The following is a 22,659-nucleotide window of genomic DNA, read 5'->3' as shown; positions in this document are numbered from 1 at the left end:
ATGACCATGCCTGTCCGGACGACGCTCCGTGTCCGCTATGCCGAAACCGATCAGATGGGCGTGGTGTATTACGCGAACTACTTCGTCTGGTGTGAGATCGGCCGCGTGGAGTTCTTTCGCCAGCTCGGCCACGATTACAAGCTGATGGAGACGGAAGATGACTGCCATCTTCCCGTCGTCGAGGCCAACTGCCGCTATCGCTCCCCGGCGCGCTATGACGAAGAGATCCAGATCGAGACTCGTGTAACTCTGCTGCGCGGGGCGGTGATCAAGTTCAGTTATCGCCTGCTACGTGCGGAACCGGGTCGCGAGCGGCTTCTGGCAGAAGCGGAAACGGTCCATGTCTGTGTTGACAAAGGGATGCTAAAACGGGAGATGCCGGAGAAGTACGCGGCGGCGATTCGGCAGACAATCGAGGAGCGGGTGTAAACTATTTGCGTGGAGTTGGTCCTCGACCTTCTGGCTCCACGGTAATGGCACTGAAGTCATCTCCGAATCAAGTGAATGATTGCGGAGATAGCGGCAGCAAAAGCGAGCAACCAGCGTAGAGTGACGCTGATGTCGCATTTGAGCTTGATCCTCATATGCGTCCTCCTTTGATAGAAGGCCCGGAGAGTGTTCTAGCACTTTCCGGGCTTTGTCGCGTTTGGGGCGACCCGCACCGGAGTGCAATGCTCCACTGCACCGTTTTGCGACTAGACCGCAAAGGAAGATGCAGCCAGCTTAACGGGAGCGAGACTCCGCGCAGAGCCGGAACCGGCAACGGCGCTACACCCAGGTAACCACCTGACGCCGCCGAGGTTGTAAACTTCCTATTCCAGATGATTCAGTTCCTTTTCCTTCGGGGCGTCTCCATTGTCGTGCTCATTCTGGCCAACGGATTCTTCGTTGCCGCCGAGCTGGCCTTAGTGAGCGTTCGTGAAACCCGGATCGAGCAGCTGATCGCGCAGCAGCGGCCGGGGGCGCGGCTGGTCCGCAAACTGCAGCAGCATCTGGATGATTTTCTGCCCGCCGTGCAGCTGGGCGTCACGCTTTGCAGCCTGGCGCTGGGCTGGATCGGCGAGCCAGTCGTTGCCGCGGTATTTGAAGACTGGCTTGGGTGGCTGCCTCACGCGCGCATCTACGCTCATCTCATCGCCGTACCGATCGCCTTCGCCTTCATTACTTACTTCCATGTGCTGCTCGGCGAGCTGGTCCCCAAGGCTCTTGCCCTGCGCAAGACGGAGCAGGTTGCCGTCGCCATCGCCGGGCCGATGGAGGTCTTCATCCGGCTGACGCGGCCGGCTGTCCACCTCATGAACCGCTCGGCACGAGTGGTGCTTCACCTGTTTCATACACCTGTGGCGCACGAGAGCTCGAACCACTCTCCGGAAGAGCTGAAGCTCATCGCGACCGCTGCACGACGCACCGGCGCGCTCCCTGAGTATCAGGAGGCGCTCATTCATCGCGCCGTCGAGGTGAGCGAAATTCCTACCCGGGAGATCATGACGCCGCGGCAGAGGATATTTTCTCTTCCCTTCGATCTACTCATCGAAGACGCCAGCGCCCGGATCATCGAAGAGCTGCATTCGCGCGTGCCGGTCTACGATCCGGCGCAGGGACCTGAGTCCATCGTCGGCGTGGTCTATTCGAAAGACATCTCCCGGCTGATGCACTTCCGCGCCTCGGCCCGAACGCGCTTCAGCGAAGCTCCCTTCGTCGAGCTGCGCTTGAAGCAGGTGATGCGCGAGGTGCTGGTTGTGCCGGAGACCAAGCCGGTGCTCGATCTTCTCAACGAGTTTCAGGAGCGGCGCAGGCATCTGGCCATCGTGGTGGATGAGTTCGGATCGACGGTCGGCCTGGTCACCGTGGAAGACGCCATCGAACAGCTGATCGGCGAGGTGGAAGACGAGTTCGACGTGGCGGCAAAGGCTGTGCTCACGACTGCGACCGGCGGACTGATTCTCGACGGCAGCGTGAACCTCCGCGACCTGGAGACGCAGATGCAATGGAGTCTTCCCCGCGAGGGCGGCGCCGAAACGCTGGCCGGATTTCTGCTGGCGCGGCTGGGGAAGATTCCCCGGGAGGGCGAAACAGTGGAGTATGAAGGCCGCCGCTTCACGGTCCTCGAGATGAGCGGTCATCGCATCAGCCGGGTGCGCATCGAAATGGTCGCGCCTCAGACTGCGAATCTGCCATCCTCTTCCGTCCGACAGGATAGAGCGCAACGCATCGCGGAGAATGCCCGCTGATGCGCATTCCCAGGGCTCTCAGGTCTCTGCTCCTCCGGCTCCTCTACACCATTCCTGTGGTGTGGCTGGTTGTCTCCATTGTTTTTCTGTTGATTCATCTCGTTCCCGGCGATCCTATCGAACAAATGTTGGGCGAGGGCGCACGGCCTTCCGACATCGTTGCCTTGCGTCATGCGTATGGATTGGACCTGCCGCTGGGCCAGCAATATCTTCACTACTGGCGGGGAGTGCTGCACGGCGATCTCGGCCACTCTCTGCGCCTGAACGATACCGTCACCCACCTGGTACTGTCGCGATACCCGTATACGGCGGAACTTACCGCCGCTGCGTTGCTCGTGGCCCTCCTCCTGTCGCTCCCCGCAGGCGTGGCCAGCGCCGTTCGCCGGGATCGCTGGCAGGATCGCACGCTGAGCGTGGTGAGCCTGCTGGGATTATCTTTTCCGGGATTTGCGTTAGGGCCCATCCTGATTCTGCTGGTTTCGATCAAGCTGGGCTGGCTGCCGGTCAGCGGCGCAGGCGATCTCAGTCATCTCGTCCTTCCGGCATTCACCATGGGCGTAGCGCTGGCCGCGGTGCTCACGCGCATGGTGCGGACGGCGATGCTGGAAGAGCTGGGGCAGGATTACATTCGCACCGCACGCGCCAAAGGACTGCCCGAACGCACGGTTGTCTACAAACATGCTCTGCGGAATGCGCTGATTCCGGTCATCACCCTGGTGGGATTGCAATTCGGAGCATTGCTCGCCGGAGCCATCGTCACAGAAACCATCTTCAGCTGGCCCGGTGTCGGCCGCCTCACCGTCTCCGCAATCTCCAACCGCGATTATTCCCTGCTGCAAGGCTGCATTCTGGCCGTAGGGCTGACCTATGTGCTGGTGAACTTAGCCACTGACGTTCTTTACATTGTCGTGAATCCTAGAATCCAGGACTAAGAGCAGGGGATAGGGTTTAGGGTACAGGGGGTAGAAAAGCCTTCCGGACCGTCTTTGTTTACTAGACCCTGCACCCTATCCCCTCCCCCCTGCCTTTACGGAACTTATGGCAAATGTCGTGCGTATCCGTCTCTGTCGGTGGAGGCGGTTGCTTGGCAAACCAGCGGAAACGTAAGACGAGATGGTGGTGGTGGACCGGAGCCGCAGTGGTGGTGGTCGGCGTTCTGGCGGCGGTTGTCGCTGCGCGCGGCAGTCACACCAAAATCGAGCCGGCGCGCCTGGCTAAGGTGACTCGCGGCGACATCGCAAAGAGCGTGATAGCTACGGGCAAGATTCAGCCCATCACCAAGATCGAATTGAAGTCCAAGGCCAGCGGCATCGTCGAGAAGCTGTATGTCGACATCAATCAGCAGGTCCACAAGGCACAGGTGCTGGCGCAGCTCGACCAGCAGGAAATTCTTGCCCAGGTAGCAGCGCAAAAGGCGCAGCTTGCTGCGGCAGAAGCTAACGTAATTACTTACAAGGCCAACATCGCCGAGGACAAGGTCAACGCACAGGCACCCGACCTGCCGATGTATCAGCAGACCTACCAGCGCAACCTGGAGATGGAGAAGCAGGGTATCGTCTCGCAGCAGACGCTGGACAATGCCGAGCGCGATTACCTGGCCAACAAGAATAAGCAGCAGTCGTCCGCGGCTCAAATTTTCGTCGACGATGCCAAGCTGAAGCAGGCCGAAGCGCAGGTGCAGCAGAATCAGGCGAGCCTGGAGCAGTTGAACGAGCAGCTCAGCTACACCACGCTGGTCTCTCCCATCGATGGCGTGGTGCTTTCGCGCGATGTCGAAGTGGGCGATGCGGTGAGTTCGATTCTCGTCCTGGGCTCTACCGCAACGCAGGTGATGACCATTGGCGATACGACGCAGGTCTATGTCGACGGCAAGGTGGATGAAGCGGATATTGGGAGCGTGTATCTCGGCCAGCCGGCACGCATCCGCGTCGAGTCTTTTCAGAACGAGGTCTTCAACGGCAAGGTCACCAAGATCGCTCCGCTAGGCGTTGAAAAAGACAATGTGACCACGTTCCAGGTGCGCGTCTCCATCGACAATCCCAAGAATGAGCTCAAGGCCAATATGACGGCCAACGCCGAAGTTCTCATCAAGGAAGATAAGGCCGTGTTGTCGGTGCCGGAGCAGGCGCTGGTTTACGACGCGCAGAAGAACGCCTCGGTCTTCGTGCCCGACGCGAAAGAGAAAGATGGACAGCGGAAGATTCCGGTGAAGGCCGGGATCTCGAATGGCAGCCGCACCGAAATTCTCGATGGATTGAAAGAAGGCGACACAGTAGTGCTGCAGCAGTAGGACTGGCCGTCCAGGCGTCCGCGCCTTCGGCGCAAAGGCTCAGAAAAGATTCGTAGCTGGTACGAACGAGAAGGATCCAGGCAACACTTAGGAGGCAACGATGAAGATGCAATGGTTGGCAGTAGCGGCGCTCGCGGTTTCGCCCGCGATCATGTTGGCGGCGGATGGCACCTTCGATAAGGTGCTGCATGTCAGCGGAGCGGTCGAGCTGAACGTTACCACCGGGTCGGGATACATTCACGTTTCACCCGGCTCGGACAGTGAGGTGCACATCATTGGCCATGTGCATGCCAACCGCTGGAACGGCTGGGGAGATGGCGGCGGATCACCCGAGGATCGCCTCAAGGAAGTAGTGTCGAATCCTCCCATTGAGCAGAGCGGCAACACGATCACCATCGGCAAGCACACCAGTTATCACAATATTTCCATCGACTACGACATCACCACGCCGCGAGGCACGAATCTTGAAGCTGGCTCCGGCTCCGGCGACCTGCGCCTCACCGACATTGGGGGTCCGCTGAAGGCAAATACCGGCTCGGGTTCGATCGAGGCCAGCGGGCTCAGCGGCCGCGTGGTGCTGGAGACGGGCTCGGGTGACATTCGCGCAGAAATGCACGCGGCTCCCGACGTCAAAGCTCAGACCGGCAGCGGGACCATCCGCCTGCGCGGAGTGACCGGCGGACTTTATGCCGAGACCGGGTCCGGCGATATCGAAGTGGAAGGGCAGCCTGGCGCGAACTGGAAGCTGGAGACGGGCTCCGGCTCGGTCACCCTCGACACCGGCGGGCGAGCGAAATTTTCGCTCGATGCGACCACCGGGTCGGGATCGGTTCACAGCGATCCTCCCATCTCGACGCACGGCAGCCTGGAGCGCCACCACATCACCGGAGACGTCAACGGGGGCGGACCTACGGTGAGAATCGAAACCGGCTCGGGCGACGTCCGCATCCACTAATTTCTTTCTTATTTCTTCACAAACATCCTTTGCATGAGCGCCGATGCTGTCTCAAGCGGCGCTCTGCGAAAGCTCCTCTTGCCTTTCCTGTGAGCGGCAAATTAGGCTTGCCGCTATGAATCGAAGTGGCCTCCTGGATCAGGCTTGGGACCCGTTTCATCACCAGCCAGCGCGCCGAGCGATAACTCTCTTCGCCGGGCTTCTCATCTGCCTGCTTCTATCTGTTTTTCCAGCCTTCGCGCAGGACGAAACGCCGCAGCGAGCGATGCAGCTGATGCAGGCCGGTCAATTTCACGAAGCGGAGCTGATCTGGCGGCAGCTTGCGCGGCGCGATCCCAAGAATGCCGCGGTCCACGCCAGCCTGGGAATGACTCTGGCTCAACAGGGCGATCTCACCGCCGCAACTGCCGAGTATCGGAAATCCATGGCCTTGCAGCCCAATCAGCCGGGAGTTTCTCTCAATCTTGGCCTGGCAGAGTTCAAGCAGGGACATTTTGCCCTCGCCGTTGCGTCGTTCAAAGCTGCCAACACGAGCAAGAATCTGGACGGCCGCCTTCCTCTCTTGATCGGCATGAGCTACTTCGGCCTGCACCAGTATGCCAACGCCATTCCTTATTTCGACAGAGCCAGCAAGGCAGACCCGGCAAATCTGGAATTGCACAGCGTGCTTGCCAAGAGCTGCCTGTGGAGCAAGAAGTACGACTGTGCCCTTGCCGAGTTCAAGAGCCTGCTGGCGGTGAATCCGGATTCGGTGCAGGTGCACATGATGATGGCCGAGGCTCTCGATGCAACGAACAAAAAGCCCGAGGCGATCGAAGAGTTGGAGACAGCGGAGCGGAGCGCTCCCAACGAGCCGATGCTGCATTTTGAGCTTGGATATCTCTACTACACGCAGCGCGACTTCGAAAAAGCAATTCCGGAACTCGAGTTGGAGACCAAGATCAATCCCAGTTATGCACTCGCCTATACCTATCTGGGAGATATTGCGTTTCACAAGAACGACGATGCAACAGCGGAATCACTGCTGGGCAAGGCAACTCATTTACAGGATGATCTCCGGTTAGCCTACTTCGACCTGGGCTGCGTTTATGCCGACCAGAAGCGCAATCAGGATGCACTTACCGCCTTCCTGCGCGCGGAGAAGCTCGATCCTTCGGAACCCGACGCGCACTACAGGCTTGGCCGCGTTTATCTCGCATTGAACGAGAAGCAAAAAGCCGACGAAGAATTTGCCAAGACCAAGAGTCTCCACGCCAAGACAGAGGAGACGTTGATCCAGAAGGTCTCTGGCGGTGACCCATCCAATCCGAAACAGACGGAGTAATCTCTGCGACGCCGTTTCTCACCCGACATGCACGAGCGCAACTCTCTCACCTCGCGGCGTGAGTTCCTATGGATGGCGGCTGCGTCCACTGTGGCTATGGCCCAGGGCGTGAGCAGCAGAAATGTGAAGCCGCTTCCTCGCGGCAAGCCTTCGGGCATTCCGTTTCTGGCTCACTTCACGGACGTCGCTGCGGAGGCCGGGCTTACCAATCCCGTCATCTACGGAGGGCTCGCGCATAAGAACTACATCTACGAGACGGTGGGATGCGGCGTTGCTTTCTTCGACTATGACAACGATGGCTGGCTGGATATCTTCGTCCCGTGCGGGATGCGGGTCGAGGAGCATGTTTCGGGAGCGACCAACCGGCTCTACAAGAACAATCGCGACGGAACATTTTCCGATGTAACCGAGAAAGCCGGGCTCACTCGCTCAGGCTGGGCCAGCGCCGTCACCATCGGCGACTACAACAACGACGGCTTCGAAGATATCTTCATCACTTACTATGGCCAGAATGTTCTCTATCGCAACAATGGCGACGGAACCTTCACCGATGTGACCAAGCCGGCCGGGCTTCTGTATGAGGGCGCGACGCGCTGGGGAGCGGGATGCACTTTTCTCGATTACAACCGCGACGGGCATCTCGATCTTTTCGTGACGCACTATGTCGACCTGAGCGTGGGCAAAATTCCCAAGCCGGGCGAGAATCCCTTCTGCAACTTCAACGGTGTTCCGGTTAACTGCGGCCCGCGCGGGCTGGCCATGCCACACGGTTATCTTTACGAGAACCAGGGCGACGGAACCTTTCGCGACGTTACGCTGCCGAGCAAGATCCTCAAGGCGGAGCGGACCTATGGCATGACGGTTGTCGCCGCGGACTTCAACAACGATAGCTGGACGGATATCTACGTCGCATCGGATTCAACACCGAGCCTGCTCTTTCTCAATCAACACAACGGAACCTTCTCCGAAGAGGGCGTCGAACGCGGGGTCGCGCTGAGTGAAGACGGGGTAGAGCAAGCGGGGATGGGCATCGCGGTGGGAGACTTCGATCTCGACGGCAATCTGGATATCTTCAAGACTCATTTCTCGAGCGACACCAACATCCTGCTGCACAACGATGGAGCCGCGAACTTTACCGACGTCACGATTGCCTCGGGATTCGGAGTCGAGACGCGCTACACCTGCTGGGGAACGGGGTTTGCGGATTTCGACAACGATGGCTGGCCTGATTTAGCTGTCGTCACCGGGTCGGTTTATCCGGAGGTAGAGGCTAAGTTTCCGGAGTATCCGCTGAAGACGCCGCGCTTCCTCTTTCGCAATCTCGGCAACGGCAAGTTCGAAGAGCTGATCGAGGAGGCCGGACCGGGAATCCTGGCAGCGCATTGCAGCCGGGGATGCGCCTTCGGGGATTTCGACAACGATGGCGACGTGGACATGGTGATCATCAACCTGAACGAGCCGCCTTCCCTGCTTCGCAACGATCTCACCGGCAATCGGAACTGGCTCAAGGTGCTGCTGGTGGGGACGAAATCCAATGTCAGCGCGATCGGCTCGCGCGTGCTGGTGAAGTACAGTGGCAAAGTGCAGGCGCAGGCAGTCATGGGGCAGTCGAGCTTCTATTCAGTCAACGACCGCCGATTGCATTTCGGTCTGGGAGAAAATTCGCACGCCGATCTCGAGATTCACTGGACCAACGGTCTGGTGGAGCAATTCACCGGCGTTGAAGCGAACCTGCTGGTGACGATCAAAGAAGGGCAAGGTATTTCGAAGTCCGCGCTACCCGCTATGAAAGCTACGGCGAATCCAGTAAAGAAAGATCTTTCCCAAAAATAAGAGGGCGCCTCGGCTGGTTAGCCTTGGCGCCCCTCAGCACGGATGCCGAGCGAATCGGAATCAGAACTTGAACTTCGCCCCAAGCTGCAGGGTGCGAGGATCGTAGGCAGAGGTTACCTGCCCGAAGTTCCCATCGGCGGAGTTAGCGTCGATACCGTTGAACTCTCTGTGGTTGAAGGTGTTGAAGGATTCGAAGCGAAGTTCAATCGTCGGTCCTTCGCCGGGTGAGAGCGGAATTGTCTTGAACAGGGACAGGTTGGTGTTGAAGAGCGCCGGCAGAACCACCACATCTTTTCCGGCATTGCCGAAGCCCTGATTCCCGCCTCCTGCCCATGGCGCGACAGGACTGGCGAAGGAATTCGTCGTGAACCAGGCCTTCAGGTGCTTGGGATAGGAGACAGGAGAGACCAGGTCTGGCCGATTGGTCGTTCCGCCTCCCAGCCCCAGAGTATCGGGACCGGTGTAGGTGATGAACTGCGGCGCTCCGGATTGGGCGATGGTTATGCCGGATACTTCCCAGCCGCCCAGCGTAACGCGCTCCAAGGTGTTAGAGCTATGCGCGAAGAACGGCAGACTGTAGATGTAGTTGGCGTTGAAGACGTGACGCCGGTCGAGGGTTCCCGACCCGCGGTCATACGACGGGTTGAATGGGTTGGAGAGTGAATTCAGGTCGTTGCTTACCTCATCGATTTCGTGCGACCAGGTGTAAGCCAGTTGCAGCGTCACGCCGTGACGGTTCTCGATGCGGACACCCGCCTGTAGAGAGTTGTAGTTGAAGTTAGTTTCGTTTTCCTCCTGAGTAACACCGCTGTAGCCGGGGTAGATGCGGTACAGGTTCGCATTCAATGTGCCGTTGGCAACACCTTCGCGATCGTAGTAGGGATTGCCCGGAGCGGCTGGATCGTTGTTCGTTAAAGGAAGCGTGTTGATATTGCGATCGTCATCCTGATCCCAACCCAAAGAGCCGGCGTACTGCAGCACCGCGACAACCGAGGGAGCGAGCTGATGCTGAATGCCCAGGCTGAACATCGCGGTGCCCGGCGGAGAGAACTTGTATTCCAAGTTCGTGAGCGTGGAGGGGAAGGTCTGCGATGTCGTGGCCCCGGTCAGGGCACTGGTGTTGGGGTTGGAGAAGTAGACGTTCGTCGCGGATGGCTGATAGGCGAAGGGTGGATTCAAAGCGGCGTTATAAACATCGTTGCCCTGGACGCGCTCGAAGAACATTCCAAAGCCGCCGCGCAGTACGGTCTTGCCGTTTCCGGAGAGATCGTAAGCGAAGCCAACTCTAGGCTGCCAGGTGTTGTATTTGTTCTGCACGACGCCACGCGGGAAACCATCGACGCCAGCCTCGCGGATGCCGTTGAGGTAGAAGGATTGACCGTTGAAGGTGGTCAAGGAGGCGGGATCGAGTGTTCCCGCAGCGGTGACCGGATTACCCAATGCGGTGTTGTAGAGGCCGGGAACGAAATTGGCGAACTCGTTGTAGCGCTCGAAGGCGTGCGGCAAGCCGTCGAAGCGCAGCCCTAGGTTAAGGGTCAACCGCGGCGTGATGTGCCAGTTGTCATTGCCGTAGAAGCCGTAATTGTTGTTCACCCAGTGCTTTCCGGCCAGGTACTGCAGCTGCGTAAAGCTGGCCGCATCGCCGAGCAGGAAGTTGACGTAGGAATCACCGGAGAAGGTGCTGGAGTTGAACTGAGCAGTGCCTTGGGTGTTGGCCTGGAGTTGCTGATTCTTGTAGTCGTGCAGCCAGCTGAACCCGAACTTGAACTGATGCCGGCCTCGCGTCCAGGAAAGATCGTCGCGATATTCAAAGCCCTCGTAGCCGTTCTTCCAGGGGAAGTAGCTGGAGCTCCAGGTGGTATTCAGAGGAGTGCCGCGCAGGTCGATCTCGGGCAGGCGCAGGCCGTCATTGAGAGACGAGGGGAAGAAGCTGGTAGCCGACCATCCGCTGGGTTGAACAAACGAGCCGCCAGGACCGGCCACGGGGGTGAGGGTGATCTTGTTGCCGCTATATAGAAACGCGGTCTCATTCAGCAGAGAGGGAGAGATGGTCTGCGTGAGCTTGATGACCGACGAATACGAGGGATTGAGCATCGACGTGCCTACCGTGGGATAAGTCGCGCCGCTCCACAGTGGCGGGAAGAACGATGTGGTCACCGCATCGTGAAGGTAGTGACCCATCAGCTGCAGCTTGCTGTTGATGTTGTGATCGATGCGCACAACATCTTCGCGAACGTTGGTAGGCTGCGGGATGGATGAGATGTACTGCGCCGCTCCCGCGACGTTGGGGTGCGGGAAGGTGCCCGCGTTCACTTCGAGAATGGAGTTCGGATCCATCAGATTAGCGGGGATGACATTGCCCGGGAAAGGCTGGCCGGGAGTAAGTCCATCGGCGGCGTAAATCGCTAGCTTGGCGGGATCGCTGGTGACTGGAACGACAGGCACGCTGCCGCCCGCGGGAATGGCGTATGCGAGGTCCTGTCCGGCGGTGGGAAAGTCGCCGCCCGGAATGGTGTTTACGATGGAAGGCGCGCTGCCCTGAATCAGCCTGCGCCATTCTTCATTCACGAAGAAGAAGGTCCGTTTGCGATCATTGTTGTAGATGTGAGGAATCCAGACGGGGCCGCCGATGTTGAAACCCGGTTCGTTCAGACGAAACTCAGGCCGCGGCTGGCCGGCAAGATTCGTGAAATAGTTGTTGGCGTCGTAATCTTCATTGCGATTGAACTCCCACACTGCGCCATGGAAGTCATGCGTGCCCGATTTGATGACCATGAGGATGGTTCCACCGGAACCTATGCCATAGTCCGGGCTGTAATTGCTATCGAGAGTCTGGAACTCGGCAAGCGCGTCGATGGAAGGAAGCGAGCTGAAACAGCCGCCGCAGCCACGGTCGTTGAGTTCGCCTCCGTCGAGCATGTAGATGTTATGCGTGGTCCGCGTCCCGTTGAAGCTGATTCCGTTTGCGGAGGTAAGAGCATTCACGCCGCCAAACTCGCCCGACAGGTTGTTCGATACACCCATACCGAGAGCAGCGAGTGCGGTCACATTGCGCCCGTTGGTCGCGAGCTGCGTTACCTGGTCACCCGTGATCAGGGTGCTAAGCTCACTGGTCTCCGATTGGACCTGGAGAGCGTCAGCCTGCACGGTAACCGTCTGGCCTTCGCTGCCTACGGAGAGAGAGAAATCCTCCTTCAGCGTCTGGTCGGTGTTCACAGTGAGGTCGGTTTTGGTGTACTTGCGGAAGCCCGGTGCGGTGGCGTTGAGGTTGAAGTGGCCGACGCCGACGTTTGCGAAAAGATAGATGCCGGAGGTGTTGCTGACCTCCTGCCTGGTCTGGCCGGTGGCCTGATTGGTCAGCAGGATGGATACGTTGGGAACCACGGCTCCGGTGGAATCGGTAATTGTGCCGGTAATGGTTGCATTTTCCTGGGCTCGCGCCAGGGGCGCGAGAAGCATCATCGCGATGCCAAGGGCGAACGATGAGAAGAGTCTGCGTTGCATAACACCTCCTGAAATGTGGTGCACGTGCTTGCAAATCTGTGGTGCTCTGTTGTGCTGCCCGGGTGATCGCGAGTTGCTCGGCGGACGCAAGCTATCACGCCAGGGGGAATACCGGCGATGCGGAGGTGAGCGGAGAGTGCGCGGGTTGAGATAACGTTTGCCTCCGATGGAGTAAATGCTTCCATCCATCCAAGCGGTAATCGTTTTCCGAGAACATTGAGAGATATCCGCTCTCACATCGAAGTAAAGGCATTTTGTAGGAACTGCGGAAAGCGAGTCAGTGTGGGAGAGCGATGGCGATCCGAAGTTGTGTAAATGTTTACTCGGCGCGAAGAATAGTCCGGCCCAATTGCGGCTGTCAAGAAAAAATCCCGGCCGCGTATCGGGTACTTACACCCCTTTCCGTTCTGGGCGGGGAACGGGATCGAATCATGGCAGCAGCCTGCGACAGAACAAAGACGGTAAGCTTTCACAGCAGCACAAAAGCTGGTAAAAGGATTTACTGGAGCCGACTCAAGATGAATGTTCGCCGATATTTAGCCGCGCTGTCTGCGTTTTTGCTCGTGCCTTGTCTGGCCGCAACCGCGCAGGTGCAAGATGGAAAGATCGTTCTCGAGCACGGCAACAGCACGATTGTGCTCGAGCCCTATGCTCCGAACATCCTCCGCGTCACGCTGAGCCTGCTCAAAGACCAGGCGCTGGCCGGTCCAGGCTACGGGATTGTCGGGACACCTTCGGCGGAGGGCTGGAAGTACGAACACACCGATGACGGCGATATCTACACTTCGTCGCGGATGGTGGTGAAGCTCGGCGGAGGCGGACATGGGGCGCCGCACAAGCCGATCCAGACGCAGGTCGACATCTCCAAGTTCTTCGGCGGCTCCACTCCCGGCGCCAATATCAGCTTTAGCACGCCCGAAGGTAAACCGCTGCTACATCTGTTGGGGTGGTCGCAATCCGTTCCCAATCATAAGGACGGGAACTCCGGCATTCTTGCCGATAGGCGTTCTTCGGATGCACCGTTTTATCAGGTCGGCGCAAGCTTCGCGTCACCCGATGATGAACACTATTACGGACTAGGCCAGAACCAGCAGGGCCTTCTCGACTACCGGGGCCATCAGATCGATTGCTGGCATGATTACAACGCATCCGGCGGGCCGAGCGTGTGCGTGCCGTTCCTCGTTACCAACAAGGGCTATGGGGTGATCTGGGATAATCCTTCCCGGACCACCATCGCTCCGGGATTCAATGAGCAGACGCGATGGACATCGGAGGTAGGCGATCGCGTCTCGTTCTTCGTGATTGCAGGTAAGACCACCGACGAAATCTACGCTGGCTATCGCCAATTGACGGGCGCGACCCCGCTACTGCCGAAGGCTGCCTACGGTTACATCCAATGCAAGCAGCGCTACCGCTCTCAGGCGGAGGTGATGGCGGTGGCCAAGGGATACCGCGAGCGGCATCTGCCGTTGGACACCATCGTCGTCGACTGGTTTTACTACACCAAGATGGGGCAGATGGACTTCGATCCCACGCTCTGGCCCGATCCCGCGGCGATGAATGAAGAGCTGCACAAGATGGGCATCCAGACGATGGTCAGCGTGTGGCCACGCTTTGTGCCTGACTCACGCTACTACGAGACGATTCTCAAGAATGGCTGGTTCGAGCATCTGGCTGATGGCACGCCGACGGATGGCCTGCCTTACGACCGCGCCGGCTCCGACATCGACACGACCAATCCCGATGCGGCGAAATGGTACTGGGATAAGATTCGCGAGAACATCCTGAGCAAGGGATTCAACTCGCTCTGGGCCGATGAGACCGAGCCCGATCTTCCGCCGCAGGGAAGCTACTTTCATGTCGGGCCGGGGACGCAGTACTACAACACCTATCCGCTCTTTCATACCGCCGCGCTTTATGATGGATTCCGTCGCGACACGCCGCATCGGGCGCTCATTCTCTCCCGGGACGCGTACCTGGGAATCCAGCGCAACGGCGTGATCGTCTGGTCGTCGGATATCTCTCCGACATGGGACACGCTGAGGCGGCAAATTCCTACGGGCCTCGACTTCACGGCATCGGGCATCGCGAACTGGAGCAACGATACCGGCGGCTGGCAATATCTGCCCGGCGAGCATCATCCGGCGCATCCTCCGCTGCTCAATCCGTCCGATGCCCGCGATAACGTTGGAGGCTACGACGACTATCCTGAGCTCTATACGCGATGGTTCGAGTATGCGAGCTTCCTGCCCATCTTCCGCACCCACGGCAGCCGCAACTTCAACGAGGTTTGGTCGTATGGGCATGAGGCCGAGCCTATCCTCGAAAAGTATCTGAAGCTGCGCTACCAGATTTTGCCTTACATCTATTCGCTGAGCTATCACACCTACGAGACGGGTGCGCCGTCGATGCGCGCGCTATTCATGGACTTCCCCGACGATCCACAGGTCACCGACCTGCGCGACGAATACATGCTGGGGCCGGCGTTCCTGGTGGCGCCCATCACCGAGCAAGGTGCGACCAGCCGCAAAGTCTATCTCCCAGCGGGCACAGATTGGTACAACTACTGGACGAACGAACGAATTAAGGGCGGACAGACTATCGCCGTGAACGCGCCCATCGATACTCTTCCTCTGTTTGTTCGCGCCGGATCGATTCTGCCTTTAGGCGAGCCGATTGAAAGCACCAGCCAGACGCAGAAGATCGCCAGGCTGCGGGTTTATCCGGGCGCCGATGCAGACTTCACGCTGTATGACGACGACGGGACGACGTATGCGTATGAGAAAGGTGAAGACAGGGTGACGCGCCTGCATTGGGACGATGCAGCAGGAATGCTGCATCACACCGGTGCGAAATCGTGGACCGGCTCCGATGCGGAAGTCGTCGAGGTGGTGGGCAAATAGTCCGTTCAGCAGGCATTTCCTGCCGCAGTTCACGTGATGCAAACGAGCGACTGGGCCCCAAAATTTTTTGTTTGAGGGCCCGCCCCAATCGCTCACCGAAGGACGAATATCGCTCCCCGCGGAATGCGTAGGCCGTCTTCCGCCTCTTCTCCACCCATGAGAGCGATCGTTCCGTCCCCAGCCCCGCAAAAACTTAATGCCACACCTCGGAGTGGCATTAGCGATGAAAATATCTCGCACGCACCAAAGTTTTCTTGCGCTCCATTGTTTTTTCCGGCAAATTGAGAGCGCCGTTGTTTTACTCGACCGCTTGAGACGGGCGGCGAAGTCGAGCCACGAAGCTTCCTGCCCTCTGTAAATTTCATGGCCCTGGTTTTGCGAACTCGTTGTCTGTCGCGGTTCCTGAAGGTGTCCCCACGTCCCGCTACGCTGCGCTTTGGGCTCTCATGCGCCCGATTCCGGATCGCTGCGCGCAAACCCGACGAGAGTATCTGCTTCCCTTCTTCTGTTCGCCTCCAAAGGATCGAAAGAGGATTGAGCAAGATCGATGATCCCCTCGATTTAATGGAGAAAGCTGTCTTCGCGCGCAAGAAAACGATGGAGGTCGCATGGCCGGGTCGGTGATCTCAATTGTTCAGGGCATAACGGGAGGCACACTCACAAAGCCAGCCAAGCGTTGGAGCCTGGACCGTCAGGCATTCGATGCCCTGCTCACCGCGCTCGACCCTGATCTCGAACGCGCCAGCGGCAAATACACCGCACTGCACGATCGGCTCATCCGCTTCTTCCACTGGAATAACGTGGAGGACGCTGATGCCCTCGCCGATGAGACTTTGGATCGCCTAGCTCGACGAGTTGCGGCCGACAGGAACGATGCGACTGCAGAAGCGGTCAAGGAGCCGGAAAAGTTTGCGGCGGGGATTGCCCGGTTGCTCCTTCACGAGTACTGGCGGCAACGCCAGAGGCAAGAGCAGGCCCTGCAGCTGATTTCCAAACAAGAGCGTGCCAGCAGTGCGGCCGATGTCCGGGAAGATGTCAGGGAAGGTATCCGGGAAACCGAGGCGCTCGCGCAGGCGCTCGACCACTGCCTGCAGAAACTGCCCGCGGCGCAGCGTGAGTTGATCGAAAAGTACTACGACACCGAGGGCAGAAACCACATCGAATCGCGTAAGCAACTGGCCGGGCAGCTCAAAATTTCGCTCAATGCGCTGAGAAACCGCGCCATGCGCATCCGCTCCGAGCTTGAAGAGCACGCCGCCCAGGCGTTGGAGATCGCTGCCAAAAAAAACAGCCGCTCTCAGCAGGGTTCGACCTTCTCCTAGCCGCTATTCCGCGGCGTCCTTGAACTCTTCCTACCTTCAGGCCCATTTAAGACCAGCATCGCACACGAGATCGATGCGAATGCTCGCGCAGCCCTCCAAAGCATCGAAGTAAGTGCGTCAGCTTGCCATCGGTGGCGCCGCGAAATGTCTTCGAGAGCGAACGCCATTCGAGGCCTGTAACGTCATGTTCATCTTGATGGGTTACAGAACACTTAGCTTCACAGTCTGTACATATGAATATCCTGGTAATTGAAGATGACAAACGTATCGCGGGAATCGTCGAACGCGGATTGACTGAAAACGGCCATCAGGTCGTTCTTTCTCATGACGGGAAGCAAGGCGCCGACATGATGCTCGATGGCAAGTATGACGTAGCTTTGCTGGATCTCTACCTGCCGAGGATGGACGGCTTTGCGGTACTCGAGAAGGTGCGCGGGCGCCGTTGCAAGACTCCAATTCTGGTACTGACAGCAGTGGACGCCGTCCCCAAAATTCTGCAGGCGTTCGATCTGGGCGCGGATGACTACCTGGTCAAGCCTTTCCTGCTGGAGATTCTGCTCGCGCGAGTCTCCGCAATCGCTAGACGGGTACTGCCGGCGATGGAGCCGCAGGCGATTCGTGCAGGCGACATCACGCTTGACCGCAGCCGCAGGCTGGCGATACGAGAGGGAAAACACATTTATCTGACGCGAAAGCAGTTCGATCTCCTCGAGCTGTTGATGAAACGCAGCGGCCTGATCACGTCTCGCGAGCAGTTGATCGAAGCCGGCTGGGGATGCGACTCCGAGGTCAAGGAAAATACGCTTGATGTCTACATCCATGGTCTTCGAGCAAAACTTGAAGACAAGAGAGATGACGACCACACTTTGATCAGAACGATTCACCGCTCAGGCTACATGTTTGTAGAGAACTGACAAACGGATGCGTGATCTTTCTGTGCGGGCCAAACTTACTTTGCTCTATCTCGCGGTTACTTCCGCGGGGCTGCTGGCATTCGGAATACTCTCCTATGGCGCATTGCGTTTCGCGCTGCTCCAGGAAAAAAAGACGCACCTGATCGGGCGCGAGCAGCGGCTCATTCAGTTCCTTGTGGAGAACCGGATTCAATCCCCTCCCCTGCCGATGTCCGAGCAGCTTCGCAACTACGCCATCGTTACGCATGAAGGAAATTTATTTGAGATTCGCAATACCGATGGAAGTCTTCTCTTTCCACGGGAGGTGAGCGGCCCGGACGCCATCGTTCCACCCTCCGACAATTGTGTGCACGCAGTCTTCTTCCTCCAGTCGCTCGAACATCGGCCGGCTATGGTCATGTGTCATCTCACCCAACTGAATGGCCGACCGGTGCGCCTCTTGATTGGCGGTTCGCTGGAGGAAGAATTCGACATCCTTCTGATCTACCGCAATGCGCTCCTGCTCCTTGCTCCGGCGCTGCTCAGCGCTGCGGCCATTTGCGGATATCTGCTAAGCCGCCAGTCTCTGAAGACTGTCGACCGCATGACAAAGGCAGCCATAAACATCGGCGTGGGGAACCTGTCGACGCGGCTGCCAGTGCCATCCGCGAGAGATGAGATACAGGAACTCGCAGTTGCATGGAACCAGCTGCTGGACAGAGTGCAGTCTGCAGTTTCGCGTCTCAGCAAGTTTTCCGAGGACGTCTCGCACGATCTGAGAACTTCGATTACGGTGATTCTGGGTACAGCTCAGCTGTCGCTCCATAGAGACCACTCGGAGGAGGAATATCGCGAAGACCTCAGCAGAGTGGTAGACGAGTGCCGTACTGCGTCGACACTATTGGACGCGCTCCTTTCTCTGGCCCGCAGCGACACATTCAGCTATGAGGCCGCCTTTCAACCGATCAATCTCTGCGATCTGGTCGTGAATGGATGCAGGCGCGTGGAGGATCTGGCAGAGTCAAGGGGAATCATGCTGGATTGGCGACTTCCGCTCGAGCCGGTCTACATTCAAGGCGATGAACTTCTGCTGTTAAGGCTGCTGGGAATTCTTCTCGACAATGCGATTAAATACACACGGGAAGGTGGCGAGATTACAGCCGCGGTTTCCCGGACTGAAGATCAGGTTCTTCTTACCGTGAGCGATACCGGCATCGGCATGTCCGAAGACGTGCGGCAGCGTGTCTTCGAGCGCTATTACCAGGGCGAGCTTCGCGAGCGGCAAACGCAGCCCGGCAATGGTCTGGGCCTCGCAATTGCGCGATGGATTGCCGATGCGCACCAGGCAGAACTTACTGCGGAGAGCACGCCCGCTACCGGCTCCGTCTTTCAGATTTCTCTCCCGTCGATAGTAAGCCGTCCACTCGAAGGCCAGCGCGAGCAGTACGCAGCCGGCTGATGCGAGCGTGTGTGCTGCGCCATATTTGCTGATCCTGACGCAGACTGCGTCCCACATCACCCCGCCTTTTATGCGGGAAAGAATGCCATGCATCACCTTAAAAAAATCTTAACGAAGCCTCCCTATAAACCGCCTCACCCGCGCGCTAAGTCTCTTACTTGCAGCGTGTAATGCTGCATTCATCAACTGCCTAACCGGTGGAAACTACTGTGATGTTGCAGTTCTTGCACTTTTTTATTTATGGAGGATTCTTTGCGGCGATTGACTATAGGCACCTGGTATCGATTCCTTGCCTTGAGTGTGTGTGTATGGCTTCTATCGGCAGCGCCGGCCCAACTGCGGGCGCAACAGGATCAGACGGCATCGATCACCGGAACCGTTTTTGACTCCCACGGAGCTGCCGTTGCCAATGCAAGCGTCGCGGCAAAGAATCAGACAACGAACGCGCTCAGCAAAGTGAATACCGACGGCGTCGGACATTTCGCCATCACGGGAATCCCCGCGGGCCGTTACGCACTCACGATCAGCGCCAAAGGATTCGGCACGACGGCGAAATCGGATGTTGCAGCCGCTGTGCGATCACAAGACATTTCTGTAACCCTGGGTATCCAGAGCTTCGAACAGAGTGTCGAGGTCCAGGCCGTCGCCGGCGACTCAATTGCAGGGCAGCATGCTCTCTCGCAGGGCTCTCTCGATACGGTGGCGCCCGAATCGGCCATCAGCAACGAGTTCATCCGTGAGTTTACTCCGCCCACGACCGATTACTCCGAAATCATCAACATTGCCCCCGGCACGATCAGCTACAACCCCAACGGCGTGGGGCTTGGACAGGGAACGATTTATTTCCGCGGATTCCAGGATGGAGATTTCGACATCACCTGGGACGGCATCCCTTTCAACGACAGCAACAACCCGACCCATCACTCCTGGGCATTCTTTCCCGGACCGTGGATAGGCAGTGTGAACTTCGACCGCAGCCCGGGCACGGCATCGACTATAGGGCAAGCGACTTATGGCGGGTCGATCAATCTGCTCTCTCCGGAAGTGCCATCAGAGCAGTCCGTTCTACCTCAGGTTTCCTACGGATCGTTCAATACGCTGCTGATCGACGGCCAGTACAACACCGGTATGCTCGGGCCACGCAAGAACATCGGCCTGACGCTGGATGTTCATCGCATTACCAGCAACGGCTTCGAAACCTTGAACTATCTGGAGCGCAATGCCGGAGATATCAAGGTCTTGTACAAATTGTCGGATCGCACAGTTATTACCGGATACAGCGGTGTCGTCCACCTCTTCGGCAACGCGCCGAATGTTTCTCCCTACCGCGCTCAGATCAACGCGTACGGCTGGAATTACCTGCTGCAGAATAACGACCCCACCAGCGCCTTCTTTCAGAAGTACAACACCAACACCGTTCCCACGGACTTCGAGTATGTCGGCATCCACTCGTCGCTGAACCGCGGCTGGCAGGTGGACGTGAAGCCTTACACATACAGCTACAACAACGCGCAGTATTACGCGAACGACAATCCAAACGATACGACAGGCCTTGCCACCGGCCCCAACGGCTCAAGCGGATGGATTACCCCCGCCAACTGCGAGCCAGAGGGCAAGATCTGGCCTTGTGCGATCGACAAAGTGAACAGCTATCGTAAGTATGGTGAGACTTCGACGATCAGCCAGACTTCGAAGTATGGCGTCTTCCGCACCGGCATGTGGTACGAGTGGGCAACGAGCAATCGCTTTCAGTTCCCTTCCGATCCGATCAACCACCTCGACCAGGCCGTACCTAACTTCCACGAGAATTACTGGACCAACTCTTATAACCCGTATGTCGAGTACGAATGGCATGCAACGAAGAAGCTCACTCTCATCGTGGGCGATAAGTATGCCTACTACACCCTGAACTTTAAGCAGTTCGCAGATAACGGTAAAGTGGTGGGCAATCTTAATGGCGCGCCCTCCATTACATCCTCGGGCGGCTTCGGCTCGAATCTGCCTTCGGCATCGGCAAATTACCGGCTGACGAATAACTGGTCGGTCTATGGCCAGTTCGGGAAGGGCGATGAAATTCCTCCCACCAGCATCTTCGACGTCGCAGGCGGCGGCAAAGAGATCTCCAAATTGCCCAGCCCGCAGACGACTTCTGCATACCAGGGTGGAACAGTCCTGAAGCTGAACCGCGTAACTTTCGATGCTGATTATTACGCTGTAAAGTTCCAGAACAACTATATTCAGAACGTTGTCACCAATCCAAATAACCCGGCTTTTGGTCTCAACGAATATTTCCTGGGCCCCGATTCAATCACCCAGGGATTTGAGGCGGAAACCAATGCCTCTCTAGGTTATGGCCTCAACGTCTACGCCAACGGAACCATAGGAAAAGCCACTTATACGGGAATCGGCGTTCCCTCCGGCCTCAATGTCACTGACACTCCCTCTTACACGCAGGGGCTGGGCGTCACCTATCAGGGCCACGGAATGGATCTAGGAATCATCGAGAAGCGCGTCGGCAGCTATTACGATGACAACGGCTCCTTTCACAATCAGGTCTATGTTGCGCCGTATAACAACGTCAATCTTTTCCTGAACTATACGATTCGCAAGCACTCGATGTTCGACGAATCGAAGATCAGCTTCAGCATCAATAACCTCTTCAACAGCGAAAACATCACCGATGTATTCCCCTTTAACAGTCCGACGCCTGCAGGCACATCGGCGTACATCGCGACCACGACTCCTTCGCCGTTGGATCAGATCAACCTGACTGCCGGACGCAGCTTTGTCGTCACCTTCAAGATGGGACTCTTCCCCAACCGCCACGAGTAGCAGCACGCCGGCCCGAGTCGGATGGGAGAAAACGCTCCTATCCGGCTCGGGCTTTTTTTGCGTTGAACTGTCGTGGTTAATGCTGCAGCTTGGATGGCGGAGCGACACAGGACATATATCGATCTTTGCAGCGGGCCCGCGCGTCTGAAGCGTTGCTCCAGTTCCACTGAAGCCGTCTCAGGAAAAAGCTCGAACTACAGCGTTGAGCGCCGCGCCGTCGGGCATGGCCAGCATTTCCGTTATCGTAAAGTGATTGCGGCCAGGCGCTAAAATCTCCTCCACCAGCTCGCCGCGTGCTCGTAGTAAAGAGGAGTAGTCTGCGGTCTGGCGCATCAATTCAGGCAGTTCAGAGTCCCCCACGGTCAGCAGTGTAGGCGCGCCAGGACCGATGTACGTTTGCGGGCTATAGGCTGCAACTTCGGACGGAGTTAGATTGAGCTTCTCGTTTAAATAGCTGAGCCGGATCGGCTCGAGATCGTATAGTCCGCTCATGCAAAGAACGAGTGAGACCGCCGGATGATTCCGATGCATGGCTGCGAGATGGCCGCCGGCGGAATGGCCCGCAAGGCAGAGACACGCGGGGTCGGCTCCCCACTCTTCGAAGTGAGCCACCAGAAAATCGATCGCCTGACCAATCTCGCTGACAATAGCGCCCATGCGCGCCTGGGGTGCGAGCGTATATTCGATAAGCGCGACGTTGAAGCCGTGCGCGAGCGGGCCGGCCGCAACATGGGCAAACTTCTCCTTGGACAGGCTCTGCCAATAACCCCCGTGAACGTAGGCAATGGTCGGCGCACCTGCGCGTGAACTGGGAATCCAATCTATTCGCTGGCTCGCAGCCTCACCATAGGCCAGGTCGCGCTTGATACCGGCACGCTCGTAAATCGCGGCGCCGCGACGTCCGAAATCGGCCATCGTCTCCGCCACATCCGGCACAGCGGCCGTGTTGTTGTAGGCGCGGTCGAGCTCCTCCCGATTCATCCCTCGATAGCTGTCCATTCGTCTCCTGATCTACTCATCTATATGCAGCATGGCTCGCATACGGAGTATTAGAAAGCAACCACCATGCCAAATGTTAGCGGCTCTATCCCAGAGTTCGCCGTGGAAGCTAAA

General features: G+C 57.8%; 14 protein-coding genes. 12 read left to right on the top strand and 2 right to left on the bottom strand.

Annotation, left to right across the window (positions count from 1 at the left end):
* The 7 genes from XX99_RS03285 to XX99_RS03255 all read left to right on the top strand — a co-directional run bounded on the left by XX99_RS03285 (position 1) and on the right by XX99_RS03255 (position 8,633).
* On the top strand, positions 1–429 hold the full coding sequence (locus XX99_RS03285) for an acyl-CoA thioesterase (RefSeq protein WP_050057917.1): 429 nt from the start codon (positions 1–3) through the stop codon (positions 427–429).
* Between the two features lie 392 nt (positions 430–821).
* Positions 822–2,231, top strand: a complete 1,410-nt coding sequence (locus XX99_RS03280; protein WP_050057916.1) for a hemolysin family protein — start codon at positions 822–824, stop codon at positions 2,229–2,231.
* Positions 2,231–3,163 (top strand): ABC transporter permease, encoded by a 933-nt coding sequence (locus tag XX99_RS03275; protein WP_050057915.1) that lies wholly within the window; start codon positions 2,231–2,233, stop codon positions 3,161–3,163. Before XX99_RS03280 ends, XX99_RS03275 begins: the two co-directional genes overlap by 1 nt.
* A gap of 152 nt (positions 3,164–3,315) precedes the next feature.
* Positions 3,316–4,521 (top strand): efflux RND transporter periplasmic adaptor subunit, encoded by a 1,206-nt coding sequence (locus XX99_RS03270; protein WP_050057914.1) that lies wholly within the window; start codon positions 3,316–3,318, stop codon positions 4,519–4,521.
* Between the two features lie 100 nt (positions 4,522–4,621).
* On the top strand, positions 4,622–5,476 hold the full coding sequence (locus tag XX99_RS03265) for a DUF4097 family beta strand repeat-containing protein (protein ID WP_050057913.1): 855 nt from the start codon (positions 4,622–4,624) through the stop codon (positions 5,474–5,476).
* Between the two features lie 115 nt (positions 5,477–5,591).
* Positions 5,592–6,800, top strand: coding sequence for a tetratricopeptide repeat protein (locus XX99_RS03260; protein ID WP_050057912.1), 1,209 nt, complete (start codon positions 5,592–5,594; stop codon positions 6,798–6,800).
* A gap of 72 nt (positions 6,801–6,872) precedes the next feature.
* Positions 6,873–8,633, top strand: coding sequence for a CRTAC1 family protein (locus tag XX99_RS03255; RefSeq protein WP_231581124.1), 1,761 nt, complete (start codon positions 6,873–6,875; stop codon positions 8,631–8,633).
* A gap of 60 nt (positions 8,634–8,693) precedes the next feature.
* On the opposite strand, the gene XX99_RS03250 is transcribed toward XX99_RS03255, so the two are convergent.
* Complete coding sequence (locus XX99_RS03250; RefSeq protein ID WP_050057910.1) at positions 8,694–12,137, bottom strand: TonB-dependent receptor; 3,444 nt, start codon at positions 12,135–12,137, stop codon at positions 8,694–8,696.
* Positions 12,138–12,655: 518 nt separating this feature from the next.
* On the opposite strand from XX99_RS03250, the gene XX99_RS03245 reads away from it, so the two are divergent.
* The 5 genes from XX99_RS03245 (at position 12,656) to XX99_RS03225 (ending at position 21,546) form a co-directional block, all read left to right on the top strand.
* A complete protein-coding gene (locus XX99_RS03245) occupies positions 12,656–15,040 on the top strand; it encodes a glycoside hydrolase family 31 protein (RefSeq protein WP_050057909.1) in 2,385 nt (794 codons plus the stop codon).
* Positions 15,041–15,648: 608 nt separating this feature from the next.
* Positions 15,649–16,362, top strand: a complete 714-nt coding sequence (locus tag XX99_RS03240; protein WP_050057908.1) for an RNA polymerase sigma factor — start codon at positions 15,649–15,651, stop codon at positions 16,360–16,362.
* 233 nt (positions 16,363–16,595) lie between these two features.
* Positions 16,596–17,276, top strand: coding sequence for a response regulator transcription factor (locus XX99_RS03235; protein WP_050057907.1), 681 nt, complete (start codon positions 16,596–16,598; stop codon positions 17,274–17,276).
* A 7-nt stretch (positions 17,277–17,283) separates the two neighbouring features.
* Complete coding sequence (locus tag XX99_RS03230) at positions 17,284–18,714, top strand: sensor histidine kinase (protein WP_050057906.1); 1,431 nt, start codon at positions 17,284–17,286, stop codon at positions 18,712–18,714.
* Between the two features lie 252 nt (positions 18,715–18,966).
* The gene (locus XX99_RS03225) at positions 18,967–21,546 is read left to right on the top strand and encodes a TonB-dependent receptor (RefSeq protein WP_050057905.1); all 2,580 of its coding nucleotides are present in this window, start codon (positions 18,967–18,969) and stop codon (positions 21,544–21,546) included.
* Between the two features lie 177 nt (positions 21,547–21,723).
* Here the strand turns inward: XX99_RS03225 and XX99_RS03220 are convergent, their stop codons facing one another.
* Positions 21,724–22,545, bottom strand: a complete 822-nt coding sequence (locus tag XX99_RS03220) for an alpha/beta hydrolase (RefSeq protein ID WP_050057904.1) — start codon at positions 22,543–22,545, stop codon at positions 21,724–21,726.
* Positions 22,546–22,659: the final 114 nt, after the last annotated feature.

The sequence above is a fragment of the Silvibacterium bohemicum genome, from assembly GCF_001006305.1.
GTDB classification, from domain to species: Bacteria; Acidobacteriota; Terriglobia; order Terriglobales; family Acidobacteriaceae; genus Silvibacterium; species Silvibacterium bohemicum.
The sequence above is the reverse complement of the archived record's forward strand: the minus strand, read 5'-3'. Positions and strand labels throughout refer to the sequence as shown.